Annotated in this window: 16 protein-coding genes; 6 read left to right on the top strand and 10 right to left on the bottom strand. The window is 39.6% G+C overall.

Annotated features, from left to right (window positions below; all coding sequences use genetic code 11):
• Positions 1-26 precede the first annotated feature (26 nt).
• Positions 27-482, top strand: coding sequence for a tRNA (adenosine(37)-N6)-threonylcarbamoyltransferase complex ATPase subunit type 1 TsaE (tsaE, locus tag V7K61_RS13660; RefSeq protein ID WP_335053807.1), 456 nt, complete (start codon positions 27-29; stop codon positions 480-482).
• 1,033 nt (positions 483-1,515) lie between these two features.
• Positions 1,516-2,154, top strand: coding sequence for a PadR family transcriptional regulator (locus V7K61_RS13655; RefSeq protein ID WP_335053806.1), 639 nt, complete (start codon positions 1,516-1,518; stop codon positions 2,152-2,154).
• A gap of 225 nt (positions 2,155-2,379) precedes the next feature.
• On the opposite strand, the gene V7K61_RS13650 is transcribed toward V7K61_RS13655, so the two are convergent.
• Positions 2,380-3,066, bottom strand: coding sequence for an HAD family hydrolase (locus V7K61_RS13650; RefSeq protein WP_335053805.1), 687 nt, complete (start codon positions 3,064-3,066; stop codon positions 2,380-2,382).
• Between the two features lie 236 nt (positions 3,067-3,302).
• Between V7K61_RS13650 and V7K61_RS13645 the strand changes: the two genes are divergently transcribed.
• Positions 3,303-4,076 (top strand): glucosamine-6-phosphate deaminase, encoded by a 774-nt coding sequence (locus tag V7K61_RS13645; RefSeq protein ID WP_335053804.1) that lies wholly within the window; start codon positions 3,303-3,305, stop codon positions 4,074-4,076.
• 303 nt (positions 4,077-4,379) lie between these two features.
• Here V7K61_RS13645 and V7K61_RS13640 read toward each other — a convergent pair whose 3' ends face one another.
• The 3 genes from V7K61_RS13640 to V7K61_RS13630 form a co-directional block, all read right to left on the bottom strand.
• Positions 4,380-4,871, bottom strand: coding sequence for an orange carotenoid protein N-terminal domain-containing protein (locus V7K61_RS13640; protein ID WP_335053803.1), 492 nt, complete (start codon positions 4,869-4,871; stop codon positions 4,380-4,382).
• Positions 4,872-5,398: 527 nt separating this feature from the next.
• Positions 5,399-6,847 carry an AAA-like domain-containing protein gene (locus tag V7K61_RS13635; protein ID WP_335053802.1) on the bottom strand — a complete coding sequence of 483 codons (1,449 nt, stop codon included), beginning with the start codon at positions 6,845-6,847 and terminating at the stop codon, positions 5,399-5,401.
• Between the two features lie 628 nt (positions 6,848-7,475).
• On the bottom strand, positions 7,476-7,859 hold the full coding sequence (locus tag V7K61_RS13630; RefSeq protein ID WP_335053801.1) for a hypothetical protein: 384 nt from the start codon (positions 7,857-7,859) through the stop codon (positions 7,476-7,478).
• Positions 7,860-8,847: 988 nt separating this feature from the next.
• On the opposite strand from V7K61_RS13630, the gene V7K61_RS13625 reads away from it, so the two are divergent.
• Complete coding sequence (locus tag V7K61_RS13625) at positions 8,848-11,580, top strand: zinc-dependent metalloprotease (RefSeq protein WP_335053800.1); 2,733 nt, start codon at positions 8,848-8,850, stop codon at positions 11,578-11,580.
• A gap of 28 nt (positions 11,581-11,608) precedes the next feature.
• Here the strand turns inward: V7K61_RS13625 and V7K61_RS13620 are convergent, their stop codons facing one another.
• The 3 genes from V7K61_RS13620 to V7K61_RS13610 form a co-directional block, all read right to left on the bottom strand.
• On the bottom strand, positions 11,609-12,565 hold the full coding sequence (locus V7K61_RS13620; RefSeq protein WP_335053799.1) for an alpha/beta fold hydrolase: 957 nt from the start codon (positions 12,563-12,565) through the stop codon (positions 11,609-11,611).
• Between the two features lie 208 nt (positions 12,566-12,773).
• Positions 12,774-13,283, bottom strand: coding sequence for a HugZ family pyridoxamine 5'-phosphate oxidase (locus tag V7K61_RS13615; protein ID WP_335053798.1), 510 nt, complete (start codon positions 13,281-13,283; stop codon positions 12,774-12,776).
• A 163-nt stretch (positions 13,284-13,446) separates the two neighbouring features.
• The gene (locus tag V7K61_RS13610; protein ID WP_335053797.1) at positions 13,447-14,103 is read right to left on the bottom strand and encodes a DUF3386 domain-containing protein; all 657 of its coding nucleotides are present in this window, start codon (positions 14,101-14,103) and stop codon (positions 13,447-13,449) included.
• A gap of 100 nt (positions 14,104-14,203) precedes the next feature.
• Between V7K61_RS13610 and V7K61_RS13605 the strand changes: the two genes are divergently transcribed.
• The gene (locus V7K61_RS13605; RefSeq protein ID WP_292817059.1) at positions 14,204-14,875 is read left to right on the top strand and encodes a LuxR C-terminal-related transcriptional regulator; all 672 of its coding nucleotides are present in this window, start codon (positions 14,204-14,206) and stop codon (positions 14,873-14,875) included.
• 518 nt (positions 14,876-15,393) lie between these two features.
• The gene (locus tag V7K61_RS13600; protein WP_335053796.1) at positions 15,394-16,071 is read left to right on the top strand and encodes a hypothetical protein; all 678 of its coding nucleotides are present in this window, start codon (positions 15,394-15,396) and stop codon (positions 16,069-16,071) included.
• 107 nt (positions 16,072-16,178) lie between these two features.
• Here V7K61_RS13600 and V7K61_RS13595 read toward each other — a convergent pair whose 3' ends face one another.
• The 3 genes from V7K61_RS13595 to V7K61_RS13585 are packed head-to-tail and all read right to left on the bottom strand — an operon-like array spanning position 16,179 to position 20,722.
• Positions 16,179-17,690 carry a BamA/TamA family outer membrane protein gene (locus tag V7K61_RS13595; protein WP_335053795.1) on the bottom strand — a complete coding sequence of 504 codons (1,512 nt, stop codon included), beginning with the start codon at positions 17,688-17,690 and terminating at the stop codon, positions 16,179-16,181.
• A 55-nt stretch (positions 17,691-17,745) separates the two neighbouring features.
• Positions 17,746-19,914 carry a pentapeptide repeat-containing protein gene (locus tag V7K61_RS13590; protein WP_335053794.1) on the bottom strand — a complete coding sequence of 723 codons (2,169 nt, stop codon included), beginning with the start codon at positions 19,912-19,914 and terminating at the stop codon, positions 17,746-17,748.
• Positions 19,904-20,722: a HEAT repeat domain-containing protein gene (locus tag V7K61_RS13585; protein ID WP_335053793.1), complete on the bottom strand. Its 819-nt coding sequence runs from the start codon at positions 20,720-20,722 to the stop codon at positions 19,904-19,906. Before V7K61_RS13585 ends, V7K61_RS13590 begins: the two co-directional genes overlap by 11 nt.
• Between the last annotated feature and the right edge of the window lie 70 nt (positions 20,723-20,792).

The raw sequence follows: 20,792 nt of genomic DNA, 5'->3' as shown, positions 1-20,792 counted from the left end.
AATCAGTAATACCCAATACCTCAATCATGAAAATTTTTCTTGCAGATACAGAAGCGACGCTGCGCTTAGGTATTACTCTTGGCGAATCCCTGACACTAGGGAGTGTAATTTTACTAGAAGGTGATTTAGGCGCTGGGAAAACGACTTTAGTTCAAGGCATTGGTAAAGGTTTAGGAATTACTGAACCCATTGTCAGTCCTACTTTCACGTTGATTAATGAGTATACGGAAGGGCGCTTTCCCCTTTACCATCTGGATTTATATCGTTTAGAACCGCAAGAAGTCGCAACCCTAAATTTAGAAAGTTACTGGGAAGGTATTGAAGTGATACCAGGAATTGTGGCAGTTGAATGGGCGGAACGATTGCCCTACAAACCAGATAGTTATCTGAGCGTGAGTTTGACTTATGGACATGAAGGCACTCGTCAAGTCGAACTCACACCATTCAATTGTGCCATTAGCAAAGTCATTGCCGCGATTTAAGCTTATATCCCGACTATAAGCATGAGGGATTTCAGTTTTTTGATCGCAACACTCAAAAATTCCTACAAATAATCAAGAGAGAACTTTACACTCTTCCTATCTGCCACTACCACGTTCGCCACTGTCAGTTCCTAACATTGTTATCTCAACCAAAACAAAAATATTTAATCAGCTTTTCTTCAATAGAAAACTGGTAGTCAGCTTTGCTGACACCTGCCCCTATAACTTTAGGAAAGTTCGCAATACACTAGCTTTCTTGAAAAGGGAGACTATTTTTTCCTTCACTCCCTTAAATCCAGGCGGGGTTATCTTATGCGAATAGTATTGAACCTAAAGTGATTCTTAACTAAACGGGATATACGAATCAAGCAAGTGTAAATAAACTGTTGTTGGGGTCAATGAGAGTTTTGAGAGAACTAATCAGCTTCGATTGAACCCGATTAGTTCCCTACTGTGGTTCAAAAAAGGAATCTAGATTATTTAGCAGCGAATGCTAGTAAAAAAAGTTAAGCAATCATCAGTTTATGTATAATTTTAACTTTTATTACACTTAGTATTCCCAAGTTAAGTTCACAATCTATACAAAAAAATAAACTATTTTATAAATTTACAAAATTAGTTTTAATAATTTTAACTAGCAATAAATTCTTATATTCACATCTGTAATTAGCACCGATCTCAAGAAAAAATTAACTAAAATCTCTCGTATTTATACATATTTAATCTAAAAAGACAAGATGTATTAAGTAAGTTGGCACGAAAAAACCAAACCATGCAAAAATACAGGGTTTTATCTGTGGAGTAACCTCTTTGTGACACCTATTACTTCAGAGTTAAGCAAAAATGCTTAATCTACAATTAAACACCGTAGATTAAGCATCTTTGCAATGGTAGAGTCTTTTGTCGAACAAGCGCAGACTCCTAGCTAGTCGAAGCTGCTTTCGTTACAAATCTTCATCAAAATTCTATTCCGATATATCGCGATATATTCCGATATATCGTATATTAGAGAAAGTTGATTTGAGATTCACTTATGTTTAGACATTTTCGGTCACGTTTTGGCGCACCTGCATGGGCAGGAGTTAGCGAAGAAGATTCATTGCTTGTCAAGTCTTGGTTTGGACATGGCAACCATCATGACAAGCATCATGGTAGACATCATGACAAACGCTTTGATAATGAAATGTTTGGTCGTGGTTGGGGAGATGAGCACCGGACTCGTCGGGGTGACATCAAGTTCATTCTGCTGGAATTGTTATCCGAGCATCCTAGTCATGGTTACGACCTGATTAAAGAGATGGAAACTCGCTATGGTGGTTTCCGTCGCCTCAGTCCTGGCTCAGTGTATCCAACACTCCAATTGTTGGAAGAAGGTGGTTATCTCAAGAGCGCACAGGAAGGGGGCAAGCGGATTTATACGATTACGGATGAGGGTAAACAATTATTGGCAGAACGTGCCCAACAAGAACCTTCAGACACTCCTTGGGATACCTTCAAAAGTTTTGTTACAGGTAAGCCCCAAGAGTTTATTGAGTTGCGGAATGCCGCCACAGAGTTAGCTGCTGCGGTGGTGCAGGTTGCTCGTAGTGGCAATATGGAGCGGATAAATCGGGTACGAGAGCTTTTAGAGCAAGTTAAACGGGAAATTTACGCGATTCTGGCTGAAAAATAAGTAGAGGCTCGTAGTAAGGACTTTAGTCCTTATTTTCTAAGCACCAAACTGCTTACTACAAACCCTCTAGTAGTTTGCTTTACGCTGTCGATCGCATTAGCGTTCGCTGTCCAACATTTGATGTTCATCATAACGAGTGCCTGCGATCGCAGAGGCGGGAATTGCTGCTTCAATGCGGGTTAAGTCTTCCCTGTCTACCTTGTCTCTTCTCCATTCCCCATGTCCTCAAAAATTAGAAGCGATCGCACTTAAATCTGGCTCGGTGAGTGAGTTTAGGAATGTCCACAACTGCAAATCAGTAAAGTCTGGAATTGCCATAAATGCACCGACTGACTGCAAAATTTGCGGATCGTGGGTGGAGGCGATGCCAATGGTGCGGATATCTGCGCCCACTGCTGAACGAATACCAGAGGGAGAGTCTTCTAAAGCGATCGCTTCTTCTGCTGTAATCCCCAATTTATTCAGGGCAACTTGGTAGGGCACAGGATCGGGTTTACCTGCAATACAATCATCCGCTAAAACAATTGTATGGAAAGCTTCTTTTATCCCCAAAACTTCTAGCATAAATTCTGCATTTAATCTAGGAGCATTAGTTACTAAGGCACGTTTTAATTGATGTGTTTCTGTCCATGCTAGTAGTTCAGAAAATCCATTTAGCGGTTTGAGATGTGGGGCGAGTTTGCGGAACATCGCCTCTTTTTCGTCTGCAAATTTTTGCCCTTCTGCTACTGATAATTGTGGCAGAATGTCTTTAACAATTTCTGGATTTAGCCTTCCACTAATTCGGGATTTATAAAATGTTTCGTCTATTTCTATGCTGTAATTTAACAGCATTTCCCGCCAAGCTCGGTAGTGTATGGGGTCAGTGTTGACAATAGTGCCGTCTAGGTCAAAGAGAATTGCAGCCAGCATGATTTTTTGGTAGAATGTAAATAATTGTTAACTTAATTTAAATAGTTTACATTGTTTTTTGTCTTTAGTGATTGTTCCTTTGTTAATACGGGGATTGAGGACTGGAGAAGAAAATTTCAAGAGTCACAAATTAATCTGCTAAATCCTAAAATCTATACTGGATAGGGCATATAAGGGCAGACAGGTAAAACCTCTGGGCAAACTGCCGTATAATTGATAACCTTCTTTGTAAGCAAATGGTAGCCGCCACAAACTTTTTTCGCGTTGATGATTTATTAGTGCAGATTTACAACTCTGAAGTCGAAATGGCCGAGGATGTTGCCGAAATCGTGCAAAAATATTTACAGCAAGTTCTTAATCTTCAGGATACAGCTGCTGTATTGTTAGCTACAGGTAACTCCCAACTCAAATTTCTTGATGCTTTGATTGCATTGGGTGGTGTAGATTGGTCACGAATTATTCTGTTCCATCTAGATGAATATTTGGGAATTAATGCTGACCATTCTGCTAGTTTTCGGCGTTATATGCGAGAACGTGTAGAGAAAAGGGTTAATCCTAAGAAATTTCACTATATAGAAGGTGATACATTACAACCACTGACAGAGTGCGATCGCTACACTAAATTATTGCAAGCACAACCGATTGACTTATGCTGTCTTGGTGTTGGCGAAAATGGACATTTAGCCTTTAACGATCCAGCTGTAGCAAATTTCCAAGATTCTTACAGCGTGAAACTGGTAAAACTGGATACTGTGAACCGTCACCAACAAGTAAGTACAGGTCACTTTCCGAATTTAGAAACTGTTCCACAGTATGCTTTTACTGTCACCATCCCAACAATTTGTTCAGCTAAGAAAATTATCTGTCTTGCTCCAGAAAAACGTAAAGCGAATGTTGTAAAAGAAATGTTGCAAAGCTATATCGGTACAGACTGTCCGGCTTCTATTCTCCGTCAACAACCCCAAGCGACGTTGTTTTTAGATGTTAATTCTGCTAGCAGACTAGAATAAACTTAAACTTATTAACACCTCAATCTTTCAAGCTAATTATTGCAGCGATCGCTATAATTGCATGAAGTAGTTGCAGTATACAATAACCCTAGAACTGTCGAGCGATATTCTATATCCAAATTCGCAAAATTTGATGTTTATAGAAGTAATAAACATCTCAAAGTAATGAAATAAAAGTTTCTAAATACGCCAGCCATCAAAATTTGATTTTATATTAAGTGACTGGCGAATCTAGCAAGCTTTAAAAGAAGGGTATAAATAACTTAATAGATACCCTTAACCATCCTCCAAAGTTCAAAAGTGCTAAATTCCAGCACCTGATTTTGCTTCAGCACCCATTGGCGAAACATAATCGCGGAAAAGAGTCATCTGCTGTTCAAACTCTAATCCTTGAATTTTGCCAAACAACGCTTTAGCTTCGGAAGGAAGTTGATAATCATCAGGTACAGGAATGATAGTACCATTATCCATCCCTTGAGATAATCGATACCAAAACAAGAGTTTTGTAGTATCACCCAAAGAGCCATACTCACGAGAAATTTGGGTATCTACTTTATTAATCAAATCACGTTGAACTTGTAATTGTTGTTCGTGAGATAATTCCTTAACTTGATTAAATAAACCTTCAGCTATTTCTGGAGAAACAGTACTGGCTCCAGGAGCTGCGGGAGTAATTGAACCCCCCATTTCTTTGTAGATAAACCAAAACAAAGCAAGTTGTTGATCTACATTTAAATTTTGCCAAGCTTGAACGTGTTCGCGAATAGTTGGATCGTTAGTTTGTGTGTATGTCATGATTAAGTCCGATTGCAATTACTTATTTATTCTTAAGCAATGTTATCAAATGTACATTTAGAGTTTTACCCTACTGAAGACAGATGTCTTAAAATCATAAAGAAGATCGTTCAAAGCCAAAATAATGCCTGACAAGTGCCAAATGAAAGAGTTAGCAAATTATAAGTCTATTGCTAAATTGAATGATTGTTAAAAAGTATTTCCCTGGATAGATGTTAGCTTAATTATAATAGTGGACAAAAAAGCACTACTTGTTAATCTTTGAAAGGACTAAATGTAGGACTTAGGCATTGACAGAAGCAACCAACTGTGGATTAAATCTCATTACAAGGCTTTGCATATAGGATTTTTCACAATGTCTTCCAATAATGGAAAATTTTATATCGATGATTATCAGCTTTATTGGTCAAATAATTAATTATTTTTCGTTGGAAACCTTGTTTATAATCCCTAGAGAATAGCCAAATAGGGGATTAAAGGGAATCGTTACTGTGAGCGTCAGAAAAAGAGTCTGTGATAGTTTTTTCTCAAGCACGTTTTTGCAATGATTCATATTCAAATTCAGCAACACCCAGTTGTTTTCTAAAGTAAGTACGGTAGAGTTCACAACGCGGTAGGATGCGATCGCTTTCATAAGCGATCAAACCCAAGCTTTCGAGCTTATGAGCGTCAATGGGATTGAGAGAAATACTTTGCTTTGCCGCTACAACGTCAACATACGCCTTTACTAAACTAGGATTTTCTTGTAAGATTGCCCAGTGTCGCCAGAGATGATAGCGATAGATACCGCCGTTAGCGATCGCATCTTGTATCAGTTCTTCTAAAGTCAGTCCTTGACAGCATAGATAATATAGAGCAATCCGAATCAGTGCTGGATGTCCCCCCACCAGAGACATCAGTTGATCGACTTCGTTATTAGAAGTCCAATCTAAACCATGTCGTAGGGCTAAGTATTTTACTTGGTATTCAGTAAATTCTGGCAAACGGATCGGTAGTCCAATATTAAATGGAGAACGGTTGATATCCAGTGATACATATACTTCTGTGGAGTAAACTACCACTAACCTTAGTTTCTGCAAGTTTTGATCTTGTCGTGCTTCTTCATACCAAGAGCGTAACAAACCAAAGAACTCTGGAGCAATTTCTGGATATTCAACAAAGCGGTCAACCTCATTTAACACTAAAACTACTGGACTTTTGCATTGCTTGAGCAAATAAGATTGCAAATATAAACTGCAACTCAACTTACAACCTATTTCCTCATCCCAGTTGTCATCTAGCTTAGGGTCAATATCTAATTCTGTTGCAATTTGCCAACAAAGAGAACGCAACAGTTTATTTAAGTTTGTCAGACAGCTTGAATCGATTTGGTTGCAATTCACGTTCACCGAGCGATAACTTTGCATTTTAGCAAAGGCTAACAGCCGCAGCACAAGAGAACTTTTTCCCATTTCTCTTGGTGCTCGAATCCGAATTACACAGCCTGGTTGAATTACTTCTCGATAAACTAGTTCCTCGATGGGGGGACGATCGACATAGAAGGGAGAATCTACAGGTACGGGGCCATCTGGGTATGACCAAAGATTTTCGAGTTGGTTATGGTGTTGAGTTGCCAGATAATCTAAGGATAAAGACGGAAAGAATTTTCTTTCTCCTGTGTCTAAACTCACTGAGACAGCTTGAGAGCCTTCAGTATGATTAGGCTCACTCAGGATTCCATAGTCTTCCCTGCATAATTCTAGGTTAAAGGCGCTAAAGCACAATTTCAAGGTTTTTTGATCCACGCCTGTATTCAACGACCATAATCGGTTTAGAGTTTTGGTAGATACCTTCATGCGATCGCCTAAATCTTCTAGAGTGAAGCGATGTCCATTGTTTTCTAACTTTTCTATAGCCAGAATCGCCCCTTGTAAACGCTTCAGCCCAGCGATCGTTAGAACAAGTCCCCGTCTTCGCGTGCTCTTAGATTGCTTCATATCACTAATTATCAATCTGCTTTCTTTATTTACTGTCTTAGCTATTTCCTCATTGTTTCACGTTTTAAAACAGTTATTCAACAGTTACTTACCCGTTCTCAAAATCCTATAAAACTTGTAAAAAAATATACATATATTATTTAGGATAGTTAGATAAATGGGTATAAACAAACACAACTATATTGATTGTCATTTTTTCTCCCCTCCAGAAAGACGCTGATGCTTCTGCATCAAGTATCTTTAACTACTTGTAAATAACAAATGACAAGCCTTAATAGTTGACTTTATTTCTACCAATTTACTCAGTATTACTGAAAAATATTTTTTATCTGGTATTAACATGAATTTTGCAGTGCAGACCCATCCAACAAGGAGTAAGCAATGTATGCGAAGGGCTGTGATGCTGGCGGCTGTAGTAGGATGCCCGTAGGGCTGTAGGGAAAATACCGCACTGGCTTCACTTAATTTCTTACCAAAGTTGGGTCTTTGGGCTTCTTTCGATTTTAATAGCGATCAAACAGACACAAAATTATAGCACGCAGTAAGGGTGGTACAGCTAGCTGTACCACCCCTATTAAAAACCTAATTACTTATTGCCAAGTCAAAATTGTAACACTTCAGCGTCGAACTAGTTAAGGATCTTTTTGCCAGTACGTGCTGCACTGTCCCCTACATCACCAGCAGTTTTTTGAGCACCTTCTACATATCCAGATCCAAATTGTTTAAAGGCTTCTGCTGACTCTTCTCCAATCTTTTTAAGTCGTTCACCAGGAGAACCTTCCGTTTCACGAGCTTCTTTATTCCACTCCCCGATTGTTCTCGGTCTTTGAGAATCATCTTGCTGTATCTGTTCGCGAACTCTTTCCTTTAAGCCTGTGTTATTTTGCCCAGGAGCAACATTCGTCGTCAGCACTAAAAAACCAACTATGACAACAGCCAAAAAACTTTTTATTTGAAGTCCTTTAAGCAGGGAACTGATGTGACTAATAGTCCTAGAAATCAAATTTATCATGCCAATGAGCTTGTTTTTTGGAGTACAAATAAAGACTAACTATAAAAAAATAATTATCCTTCTAACAAAAGGCATATCTCAGTTATGAAAAATCTGGGATGAGACTATACCAATCATCCGCAAGCAAATCAACTAAATCAAACCATTTATAGAAGTGAAAAAGAATGTAAAGATGTAGCAATGCTAGGTCTCTACAAGGGTTCTGGATAACGCATATTTGATTTCACTAGATATGTCTTAACTGCAATATTTAGTAAACTACGATTTTTTTCATATATTGCTTGATTTTGACATCACCTAAGCGGTATAAATTGGTGTACTCGCTTTTGCTTCTACACAAAATAAGAGCAAAGCACTCAAAATTGGTTTGTGCTTGGCTAGAGCAAAAGGTCGATAATTAGGCAAAAAAGCTGATTTTGTGTGGGAATAACACTTTGAAGACCATTGAGAACAATTGAAAATGTGAAAAAACGGTCGAGATTAGCATAAATTTCCAAAATTCATCCTAAAAAAGCATTTAAATGCCCAATAACAGCTTTCTTATAAGTCTTACTCTTTATTTATAAATCATGCTTGAGATTCCTTCGGCTGCCAAATGTAGCACTAAATACATTTTTAATGCTACATTTGGTTTTTAATACAGATAGAAGTAAAAAAAACATATATCTTTGGTTGTAGAAATTATCAACTTTAAAAGATAGATGCTTAATGGATAATTCCTAAATAGTTACTAATAACAATCAACAGTCACATGACTTTTAGGCTAGTACACTGTGGCGGAAGTTTGCCTACCTTTAGTAAGTTGCTTGAACAATTTGTCTAGTTAATTGAGATGGTAGCTGGATTTTGCTGCGCTGTACTAGAGGCATTGTTTATCTGACTGAGTAGATTTATATCGTAATCTTTAGATATTTGAAGGGTTTACAGACGAAAAACTACTCGACATTTTTCCTTAACACGAGAACTGCTTCAGGTGGAAAGCCAAAGGATGAAATACTGGATAACGAAATTAGCAGTCTGTATAGTATTACTGTATAGCTTGTTGCTATCAAATGATTATGCAGCAGCAAACCAACTTTCAAATACTTCTAATATTGATGTGCAGCAATTAAATGCACTGCCAGTAGTTGAAAATGTAGGAAGTGTTGACAAGAATATTGCTGAGATTAAAAAAGAAGATTTTTGCCGATTTAATGGAATTGTTAATCGGGTAGATAAACTAGAGGGACTCTTCACACTTTATTGCAGCGAGGATTCGGGAAAAGTTTTCTTAGAACTTAAGCCAGAGCAGCTAAATAAAGATTACCTAGCTATAGTGACGTTAGAATCAGGGGTTGGGGAAAGTGGGATTTATAGTGGATTACCTCTCTCTGATTTTATCTTTTACTTTCGACGAGTAAATAATAGATTGCTTTTTGTTGTGCGGAATGTAAAATTCCGTACAGAAAGTATACCAGAACAGCGATCGCTTGCTCGCTCATTTAGCGATTCAGTTCTTTATTCACTCGAAATAGCCACTATCGAACCAAAGAATAAAAATATTCTGATCGACCTGAATGGACTACTAATGCAGGATTTTCCTGGATTAACTCCTCTATTAAAATACTCTTTACAGGCTGATTACCGCTTAGATGCACGCAAGTCATATTTTGGTGATGTTAATAGTTTCCCAGAAAATATAGAGATTGATTCTATTTACGGTTTTTCATCACTAGAAGGCTCAAATTTAATCGCTGTACCCGATAGTAGGGCACTCACTCTGAAGGTACACTATAGCTTTTCTAAACTGAGAGAAAACAATGGTTATATTCCCAGACTTGCCGATGATAGAGTTGGATATTTTACTACTACTTTCCAAGATTTCTCTAACAATAATGCTCACGAATCATTTGTACGTTACATTAATCGCTGGCATCTAGAACCATCCGATCCTAACGCCCCCTTATCTCCACCCAAAAAACCAATTGTGTATTGGATTGAAAATGCTGTACCACTAGAATACCGCGATGCGATTCGTGAAGGCGTTTTGATGTGGAACAAAGCATTTGAAAAAGCCGGATTTCAAAATGCCATTGAAGTGCAGCAAATGCCAGATGATGCTAATTGGAAACCAGCAGATGTACATTACAACACTATTCGCTGGTTCAATTCTTTAGATGCAGGTTTTGCCAAAGGGCCGATGCGCGTCAACCCATTCACCGGGGAAATATTGGATGCAGATATCATTGTGGATGCCAATATGGTGCGTTTAGTTCAGCAAGAATATCACGCACTGATGGAGGCAAATTCATGTCAAGAAAATACGAAAGGACGTGAAGACGCGGGGAAATTCCTGGATAAATTTGCGTCATCTTCCTCTGCTCACTTTTTCTCCTCAGAGTCCTGCTATGATATGGAATCTTCAAATCAAGCAGCTATGGGGGCGCTGGCGTTGTCAATGTTGCCAGAGACTACACCTAGTAGTGAAACGATTAAGCAGTATGTGCATCAATATTTGCGTTCTCTCATCGCTCACGAAGTCGGACACACTCTGGGTTTGCGCCACAACTTTTATGGCAGCACCATGTTAGCGCCAGAAGAATTAAATAATACTGAAATCACTCACACCAAAGGTTTAGTGGGTTCGGTGATGGACTATGTACCTGTGAACATAGCACCACAGGGAGTACAGCAAGGTGACTATTTTCCAGGAGTTATTGGGCCTTATGACGAATGGGCAATTGAGTATGGTTATAAAAAATGTCCATCAACAACACTTGAGGTAACTATTCCAGAATCAGAAAAAAGTTTTTTAGACCAGATTGCCCTAGAGTCACCTCAACCAGAATTATCTTACGCAAGCGATGAAGATATCTGGGACATCAATCCTTTGGCAAATGTCTGGGATATGAGTAGTGATGTGTTACTTTATTCGCAGTGGCAAATGGATAATGCTCGTTTTATGTGGCAGCGTCTTGATAAGGGTTATCTATCGAAAGGAGAAAGCTATAGTAACCTGCGCCTAAAGTTTAATAAAGTACTTAAATATTATTTTCGGAACGCCACTTTGCTTTCTAAATACATTGGTGGACAATCGTTTCGGCGTCTCCATACCAGTAATAATACTGCTTGGGCATTTGTACCAGTTTCACTTTTAAAACAACGCCAAGCATTGACAAAGTTGCAAGAGTATGTGTTTGCAGATAATGCTTTCAGCTTTTCACCACAATTGCTCAATCAACTGGCACCATCGCGTTGGGAACACTGGGGCAATTCTGTACCTAATAACCGCCTTGATTATCCAATTCACGATCGCATTTCGAGTTTTCAAAGTACGATATTGCGATCGCTATTAGCCAGCGATCGCCTAAATCGGTTACAAGATATAGAATTAAAAACTCTGCCTGGAGAAGCGCTTTCCATGCCAGAACTGTTCGACACCCTGCAAACAGGCATCTGGACAGAAGTTTTCGCCCCAGGAGAACCAAAGCCAATTTCGAGCATCCGCCGTTCATTGCAACGGGAACATCTGAATATTTTGTTACAGATGATGTTGGGTACTACTAATACACCTGAAGATGGTCGGACATTGGCTTGGTATAAATTGCGCCAACTGCAAAAAGCCATTGATGTTAGGCTTAAACAACTTGGTGAAAGCCTTGATATTTACACCTTAGCTCACTTAGAAGCTTCTGGCGATCGCATCACTAAAGCATTAAACGCACAGTTACTTTCTAAATAGTCATTTGTCATTTGTCATTTGTCATTGGTCATTTGTCATTAGTTATTCTCCCCTGCCTCCCCTGCCTCCCCTGCCCCTCTGTTCCCCCACTCCCCACTTCCCCAAGATACCGCTGCAATAGACCAATGAAAACTTCTGGTATTTCCAAATGAGGTAATATTCCGGCATCTGCGATCGCATAAAAATCTTGAATTGCTGTTGGATTTAGATTTGCCAAACGTTGTCCTAATTTGATGTTGGTAAATTGTGCTTTTTCTCCCCAAAAAATGACAGTGGGAACTGTCAGTTGTTGAATATATAAACTCAAGTCAAAGTAAAGATCGCCCCGCAAAAATGCTAAAGCAGCAAACTTGGCATTAGGTTGTTGTGCCGAGGTTAAATAAGCTTCCACCATCTCTTGAGATACTCGTTGTGACTTAGCAAAGAGAAAACTTTGTAAAAAATTTCGGACTGCAATTTCATTTTCAGCACCAAGCATATAAATAAAATTGTCCAACAGAGGCGCATTGATTACCGAAAGCGGAAGTCTGCGTCCAGCACCCTGCCCAAAATCATCAAATCCAGAAGGGGAAACCAAAAACAATGCTTTGAATAAATTGGGTTGAACAATAGCTAGGCGAATAGCAAAAGCGGCTGTGAGAGATGAGGCTACCACTGTCACCGGCTGGCGACAAGTTTGGATGATAAACTCTGCGATCGTGCTGAGATAATCCCTAATTTTATAATCCCGCACTGGATGGGCCGATTCTCCCCAACCGATTAAATCGGGGGCTAAAATGCGGTAATTAGAAGCAAAAGCCGGATAAACTTTAGACCATTCATAAGCAGACGCTCCCCCACCAAAATTATGGAGAAATAGTAGTGGGGGTAAATCTTCAGTGTCAGCAATCGTCCAAGGTGCATTCGTTTGGGTATAGTAAACCATTGCTCCCAAGGATGTATGGATAACTTTATGTCCAAAGCCAGGAGGTTGAAACTGAAGCATAAAATTAAAAAGTTTAGTTTATTTGAATTTACATACAGTCAAACTAATTCAGGATTCAAAATACATCAGTCTGAATAGTTATACAGCAGAATTCAGAATTCAGAATTCAGGAGTCAGAATTCAGAAGTAAAACAGGCTTTCTAGATTCCTGATAAATTCTGACTCCTGACTCCTGGGTGCTGAATTCTTGCAATTCATAATTCATAATTTACCCTTGCTTTTTCTCGGCATCTCCTGTGATTTGAACAAGTTTATGAAGGTTATCACCACTAATATGATATGCTCCCCCAAACCCAACTACAAAACGACCTTCACTTGGAGTTAGCCGGAAAATGCGAAAGTCAGACAAGCCGCGTAAAACCTCGATAATTTCACCAAACCGTCTTTGAAATTGCTCAACAATTTGATTCCACTTATCAGTTTCACGCTCTATCAAAGTTGCCGTACAATCAAAACTCAAACGACGACGGGCAAAAATTAGATTACTTTTAGCTTCATCCTCAATAAACAAGACACTAACATGAGGATTGGCATAGAGATTTTTGGTATGAATCGAAAGACCACTGACGTAAATGTAGATATTCTTGGAATCATCGATTACGAAAGGAGCATAACTAGCATTGGGTATTGCCTGTGCGCTCACAGTGCTAATAATTACACTCTCCAATGCTTCAGGAAACTTTTCATACTCAGCTTGAATGTTTTCAAGTTGACTCATAAGTAGATTACCACGCTTATTAGGAACACCTAATTAAGTATCTTAACGTGATTGAGCGATGTCTACGATGGGCTACAGCTACGCATGGAATGCCCAAAAAATAAAAGCGATCGCTCCCTTTAACTCAAGAGCGATCGCTAATTTTAGGATTACAGAATCCAGCTTAAGCAGCAACAGGTTCCAACAATTTAATGTCAGAGAAGATAAATTCCTGAGTAGAAAATTGTCCTGCTGTTTCGGTGCGAATCTCCCGACGATTTAGGATGAAATAGTCACCAACTTTTTCATACTCATCAATAAATTCGCTTCTACCGCCTTTTTGTTCCCCAGTTTTGGGGTCATGGTACACAGAGTCATAGCTGTGGGACAAATAGCCTTCCCCAGTGTCGTGACTGCTGAAGGTGTCGATGGTCACGTAAGTACCGTGGATTAGACGGTGAACATGACATACTTCATTATTGCGGACTTTGTATTTATCACCCTCAGCCTTACCACCCATTAAAAGCTCAACCGCACCAGTTTCGTCAGTTTTACCATAACTAAACGTATTGGCGCTGTGGGTGTCTTCAAAGCTGCGGCGGACGCGGTGAATTGCTATCTCCCAGGCTTGACCATGAATTGCTTTCTGGGCTGACTCATCATCTACATCCAAAACTTCGGCTTTGAGATTGGCAGTGATGATAACTTTGCCTGTAAACACTTTATCATCATGCTTAAAGGTAATATTTGCGGTATAACCGGGAAAATTCTTGTCCCAAGTATAGCGGTTTTCATAAGCAGCCCGGAAAAGTTCCTGAGCAGAGAGTTGTGTAACTGTCATGTGCTTCTCCTAGTCGCTACTGTAATTAGCGTTTTAGTTTCCTTGGTATTAGCATAGAAGTAATTGTTGAGGCTTGGATAGTCCCCAACTGGGTACACTTATGGCTAATTCTCTACACGCTGTATTTCATGCGATCGCTAATGTCCAGAATGAGCAAGAGTTAAGACTCGCTCTCACGGATAAAATTAGCGAGCATTTTGGCGTGCAAAATTGGGGTATTTATCTCCTTGATGAGCAGCCAACCACTGAGATTAATGTTCCAGGCATTCCGGCAGTATGCTTAGAGAGCAATCCAGTGGGGCGCTACGTGGTTGAGCGTCATGCTCCCGCCCACGAACAGTTATTATTATCGCCAGGAGACTGGAAGCATTTTTGTTCGCGTTCTGACCACGAACACGTGATGACTGGGCCAATTGTTTGCGATGGTCGTCTTGTCGGAACCCTTAACTTGGCACGTGACAAGGGAAATCCTGCCTTTAATGGCAACGATTTAGCTGACTTGAGCGCTTTATGCATTCATTTGTCATCAAAAATGGCAACCCTACGGACAAAACCCAAAATATCCAATTCCCTGTTAGTTAGTCCTTTAACAGCGCGTGAGTTAGAAATTGCCGATTTGGTGGCGCAGGGGTTAACGAATGCCGAAATTGGAGAAAAACTTTGGATTACGCAAAATTCCGTCAAACAAGCTTTGAAAAGGATGTTTCGGAAATTGAAGGTTTCGGCGCGTGCAGAAATGGTGGCAAAGCTACAAGATATACAAGTTTCTTGAAGGGGCAGGGGGCAGGAGGCAGGAGGCAGGAGGCAGGAGGCAGGAGGCAGGAAGCAGTGTTTCGACTACGCTCAACAACCAGGGATGGGTTTTGGGCTTTCTGCGTAGATTTGGGAATGAGAACTATCAGCCGTACATGATATGAAAACTTTAATTCTGGGTATAAAACCCAGTTTTCAAACAAGAATTGTATTGAGTAGAGTGTAGCGAGATACAATTCTTCTTACTTTAATCTCATGCTTTTAAAGGTGGGTTACTCCTGCCTTCTGCCTCACTTCGACTACGCTCAGTGACCACCTGCCCCCTGCCTCCTGCCTCCTACCTTCTGTTATAAAGACTCTAACTGATGGTAATCTAAGATTGTAGAACGAAATCCAATAAAAACTTTTGTTTTTGACAGTTTTCTTTTTTGGACAATAGTAATATAAGTCGTAAATAAAGTCTTTGACAATTAAGACTTAGTTATCATTTAAGCAAGTTCTAGAGAACTTAGTTAGTTTTTTAACAGGAGAAGTAGGGTGCTTAACAACCTTCATCAGTTATTATCTCCCCGAAAGTGGGGAATTCCCCTCGCGGGCTTAGGCTTACTTCTCGGTTTGGGCTTTATAGCCAAGCAGACTCAAGTAATATCATTTACAGATTCTCGATTATCATCGGCTCGGATTCACAAAACCTCCGAAAACTCTCTTTTGTCGCAGCTAAGAAAAGTTCGAGATCAAAGAAGTCAACTTAATGCGGCTTCTGGAGGTGGAAACACAGTACCTACAATCACAGCGCTGGTTCCAGGCGATGGGGGAACTACAAAAAGCGCAGGAGTTTTACCAAAAGCAAGTTTTCCTGTCAAAGATGGGATTTACCTCTATGGTCAATCCCCAAAACCAAATCAGCTTGGTCAAGGTTATATCATATTTCAAAAGCAGCAGGACAAGGTAAGGGGTGCGTTGTATATGCCCCAATCAGAGTTGAATTGTTTTCAGGGTACAATCAACCCATCAGGAGAGTTGGCGATGACGGTTAATAGTTCGTCAAATGAAGCCAGTTCTGAACAATCGAATCAGGTAGCTACAAGCAATAGACTGCCCAAGGTTGGTGAGGATGAGTCCAATTCTTATGCTTACTCTCTGGCTCTGCAAGACTTTTATCGGTTAAATTCGATCGCAGCGAGCGATCGCCGCACGTTAGAAATGTGCAAGTAATCTCTAATGTCTTAAATTATGTCCTTTTGGACTAGACACACTCAAATAGCCCTGAGTGTGTTATTAAGGAATCCTCAAGTAGTTTTCTAGAGCTTTTTTGCCACCCGTTAAAATCGCTGACCTGTAGTCACTTCAAATCTAAGTTCTCCTCGATCGCTAATTCCTAAATCACCTCGAATCAGCCCAAAGGATGACTTGACGCGCAATCCTAAGCCGTAACCAAAGCCACTTCCGGGTTTATCTCGTAGCACTCCTGGTTCTCCTAGCACGGTTTCGCTAGACCCGAAATCTGAGGCGAAGTCAGTAAAAAGAACTCCTCCGATTGAGTAAGAAATTGGGAAACGATATTCCACAGAAGCTAAACCATAACTCCGACCACTGGCAACTTTTCCATAACCGTAACCTCTGACAGAATCTAGTCCACCAATATTAAAAGCATCAGCTGGTGGAAAGTTTCCAATAGTCGTACCAATTTGGAAATTAATCGCCAACATTTCTGGATTGTCAGTTGGTCTACCATTACCGATCCAACTGACTGGTAAATACTGAATATAATCTCCCTGTAGGCGGTTGCTAGAAATATTACCCAATCCAATCGGAATTGCTTGTTCTGTGCTGAGAGTCAGAATCGATCCTTGAGTCGGATTTTCTCGGCGATCGCGTTGATCTTTGGATACAGAAAATAATACTGTAAATAAGTCATCAATACCAGTACCGCTGACAGATAAAGGATTCCCTAAACTATCGACCTGTACAACTTTATAGTCGCGATCGCGTAGGCTAATTCTGGTATAGTTCAAACTTATAGCTGCATCCCACTCATCAAAAGATCGTAAAACTCCTACAGAACCGCCAAACCTTCCCTCGCGTACTTTGTCACCGTTAGACAATTTGATATCTTCGTTGAAGGTTCCTGATATATTACGATTACGAAAAGCTCTGATGCTGTAGCCTAAGCGGTTTGGTTCTTGAGGACGATAACGACTAGTAAACTGACCATTAAATTGGACATCTTTACCGCTGATTTGCACAGTTGTATCTAATTTATCGTTAAGACCGCTGATATTTTCATCTTTATAACCCACCCGACCAAATAATCCAACATCTTCGTTACTACCGCCTCCTAATATTAGAGAAGGGAAGTTACGCTCTTTAATTTCATAGATGAGATTAACGCTGTTGGCATCTTCTTGTCGATAAACATTGACTTCATTAAATGACTCTAATCTCCGCAATCGTTGCAAGTCTGCTTCTAGTAAATCTTGACGGAATACCTCACCAGGTTTGAGTTTCAGCAGACCAATGATAAACTCTTTTTGAGTGCGTCCTTTGATGGGCTGACCTTTGTCATCGATCAATTGATCTTTGTTATTAACAAAACGAATCTGGATATCTTTGACAATTCTCTGAGAAAACTCAGTAGACTGGTTATCTACTGGAGTTAATCCGATATAGTCACCATATTTTGCATATCCTCCTTCTATCTGTAATGTAGGTTTGGTTGTCACAATACTACTAGTGCTATCTTCAGTAGAAGATTGCGAGTCTGCAACGGCCTCTAGATTTTCTCCAGCTATTAAGATGACTGCGATCGCAACTACAGCTATTTGAATACGCATTTCGATTTATTCTTAGTTAAAAACAACCTCCAGCCAAAAACTTATTGAAACAGGTTTATACTAAAAGCAAAACTTTGCTAATTATCGGCAATATTTTAGTACATGCCTCTGCAAGTTTTGCTGCTTCAGGTAAGCTAGAAACAGTACCTTTTAAAATCTTCATGGCTGTTTTTGCAGCCTTTTGAAGCGCACCATCTTCAGGCTTTTGCCCTGCATCAGCTAAAGTTTTTACTTGCTCTAAAGCTTCTACTTTATCTTCGTCAGGTAAATCTGATTCGGCTTCAATAGCTGCTTGTAGTTCAGTTAACAACTCTTTGATGCCAACTTTGCCTGATTCAGAAGAGTCGGGTAATTGACTAATAGTATTGGTGACTGAGCCGCTAATTGCTCCAATTGCAACTCCTGTCATAGTTTGGTTTTCACCTGCTACTGCAACACCACTAACACTTCCTTGAACTCCGCTAATATTAACATTACCTTTACTTTCTGACATGATAAATTCTCCTTGATTTTGATAAGTCTCGACATAAAACTTGGGCTGATGAATGGCACTCTCTAGGAGTTTTTCTAAACTCCTAATTCTTTCATCTTTTTCTTGGACTCCTAACAAAAGTGCTTGTAAATCACTATAAGGCAAAGATTGAATTTCACTATATTTTTGAAAATATTCTTTGTATAATTCAGAGCGATTTGCATTACCAGCAACTTTAGCTTGGAGTCGAACTTTTTCTTGACCTCTACCTTCCAGCGCTACTATTTCTAACTCAGCTTCTGGGTGATTCTCTGCTAACTGTGTAATGGCAATAGCGGCAGCACTTGGATCAATCCCTTCATAGTGAAATAGGTCAAGAGTTTTGAACTTCTTGCCTATGTCGCGCAAATCAACATTTTGAGTTTGGTACAGGTCTAGAGTTTTAAGAATCGGGGCAATAAAATCAGCAAAGTCTCCTTCATTAAAGGTTTCCTGTCGATTATCAGGTTTACGACAAGGATCTGGGTCGTCCTTAGTCGGTAGTTGCATATAAATGTACTCGCACTTGACCCCATCTAGTTGAGTGTCAGTGGAAATACCCCAATTTTCAATATAGGCTCCAGTTAAACAAGCTTGCGTTAAGTTAGTATCATATAGCTGTGCTTGGGCAAGTTTTGCCCCTAATAAATTAGCATTCTGTAAAGTGGCTGCGCTGAGATCAGTACGTATTAAGCTAGCATCTTGTAGATTAGCATCTTTAAGGTTGAGTTCTCGCAAATCAAGGCGATCAAACTTTTGCTCTCGGCCATCTTTAGTGATTAGCAACTGTTGCACCTTTGGATGTTCCAAATATGTGCCTTCAACACGAGCTTGTTCTAGTTTTTGTACACCAAACCAACAGGTACGGGTAAGGGTAGCTTTTCTCAAGTCCACACTTTTGAGGGTAGCTTGGGTAAAGTCAGCATCTGTTAAATCTGCACCACGAAAATTGGTTCCTTTTTGAGCAACCATACCAATTGCCAGCACTCGAATTAGAGAATATTTTTTTTCTCCAGCTATGGCTTGCCAACCAATATAAATACCAGATGCGATCGCAGCTAAACCAATCAACCCCGCTGTAAGGTAAGCTGACTCCTGTGACCTAACTCCTAGTAAAACGCCAAGTACAGCACCAATAAAAGCCATTACTCCTGCTAAAGTTCTAGCTTTTGGTAAAGTCATTACTCTTGCTACAGCTACTGCTACAGCCATATTGCCAATTCCGGCAAGCACACCAGTTAAAGCTAGGGTAGTAAATACTGCGCCAATTACTAAATTTCTTCCCACTTCATTCTCTGGCAGAAAAGCCAGTGCTGCGATTAAGCAAGCAGCTACTACTTCAGCTAGTATTGTTAGTATTGCTCCTAATCCTTGCCAGAAAATAATAATCAAAAATATTGCTAAGGTAATTAAAGAGATAATCCCAAAAAATAAATTTTCATAAATATTATTACTTAATAAATCAGCGATAAAAGCACCAGCATAAGCTGAGATTAATCCTGCAAATAATGATAAAATTAGTGACAATGCAACTAAGCCAATCGCCCACAAAATTGGTAAACCTGCTTTGGTATTGCGGAAGTTAGCACCAATTAAAATAGCATCACGGAAGTCTGCACCTCGGATATCCGCGTGGCTAAAGTTCGCTGCTGCGAGGTTTTTTCCCCGGAAGTCTGCACCCTGTAAACTAGCACGGTGAAATTCATCTACCATTATTGTTTACCCGTTGCACTCTAGGGCATTTCCATTTGAATACAGTCTGTATTACTGGTATTCGGCACATTACAAGGGAGTTAGTCCTGTTATGCCTTTTTAGTGTTTGTGATATATCGTTAGGATTATCACAATTGTGGCATGAGCCATTATATCTATATGGATCTTGTTCGTAATTTTTTATAGCTATATTGATTTCTCTTATAGCTGTGTTAATCTTTCTTAGAGCATTAGAAGCCGCATAACTTACTATGGGACTTGTATCTTTGAGAGCAGTTTCCAAATCTGGAACACTATCTTTGGCTGCTATGCCAAATTTTCCTAGAGTTTGAGCAGCCTTGTAACGAACGGTCAAATTTTTACTTTTAAGAGCTTGAATAAGAGTAGGAATTGGGTCTTGACCAATTTGCCTCAGAGCATGGAGAGCAATGATCTGAACATCTATACTTGCATCTTCTAATAATTTGGTTAATATAGGTACAGATGGTGCTGCTTTCGTACCAATTTCACCGAGAGCAGTAATTGTAATAATCCGAAATTTTTCATCCTGATTTTCTAGGGCTTTGATAAGAGCGGGAACTGCTTTTGAGTTGCAAGCAACTAAGGCATTAAAATTAACATTAGTAGCATCAAATTCATTTAATTGCTGAATATACTGTTTAATGTCTGTTTCAGTACATAGAGGTTCCACTGATGGAGTTTGAGCGATCGCTTTTGTATTCGCTAACTGAGGTAAGTTTGTAGCTCCTAATGCAGCCAAAGCGATAATTACAGATGCTGTTCTAGATTTCCATTGCTTCTGAGTCAAGTATAACCTCCATCAACAAATAGTTTGAAGCAGAAATAAGTAGTAATTACAACTTAATTTATTCTAAGTG

Source organism: Nostoc sp. (genome assembly GCF_036918015.1).
Classification (GTDB): Bacteria; Cyanobacteriota; Cyanobacteriia; order Cyanobacteriales; family Nostocaceae; genus Nostoc.
The sequence above is the reverse complement of the archived record's forward strand: the minus strand, read 5'-3'. Positions and strand labels throughout refer to the sequence as shown.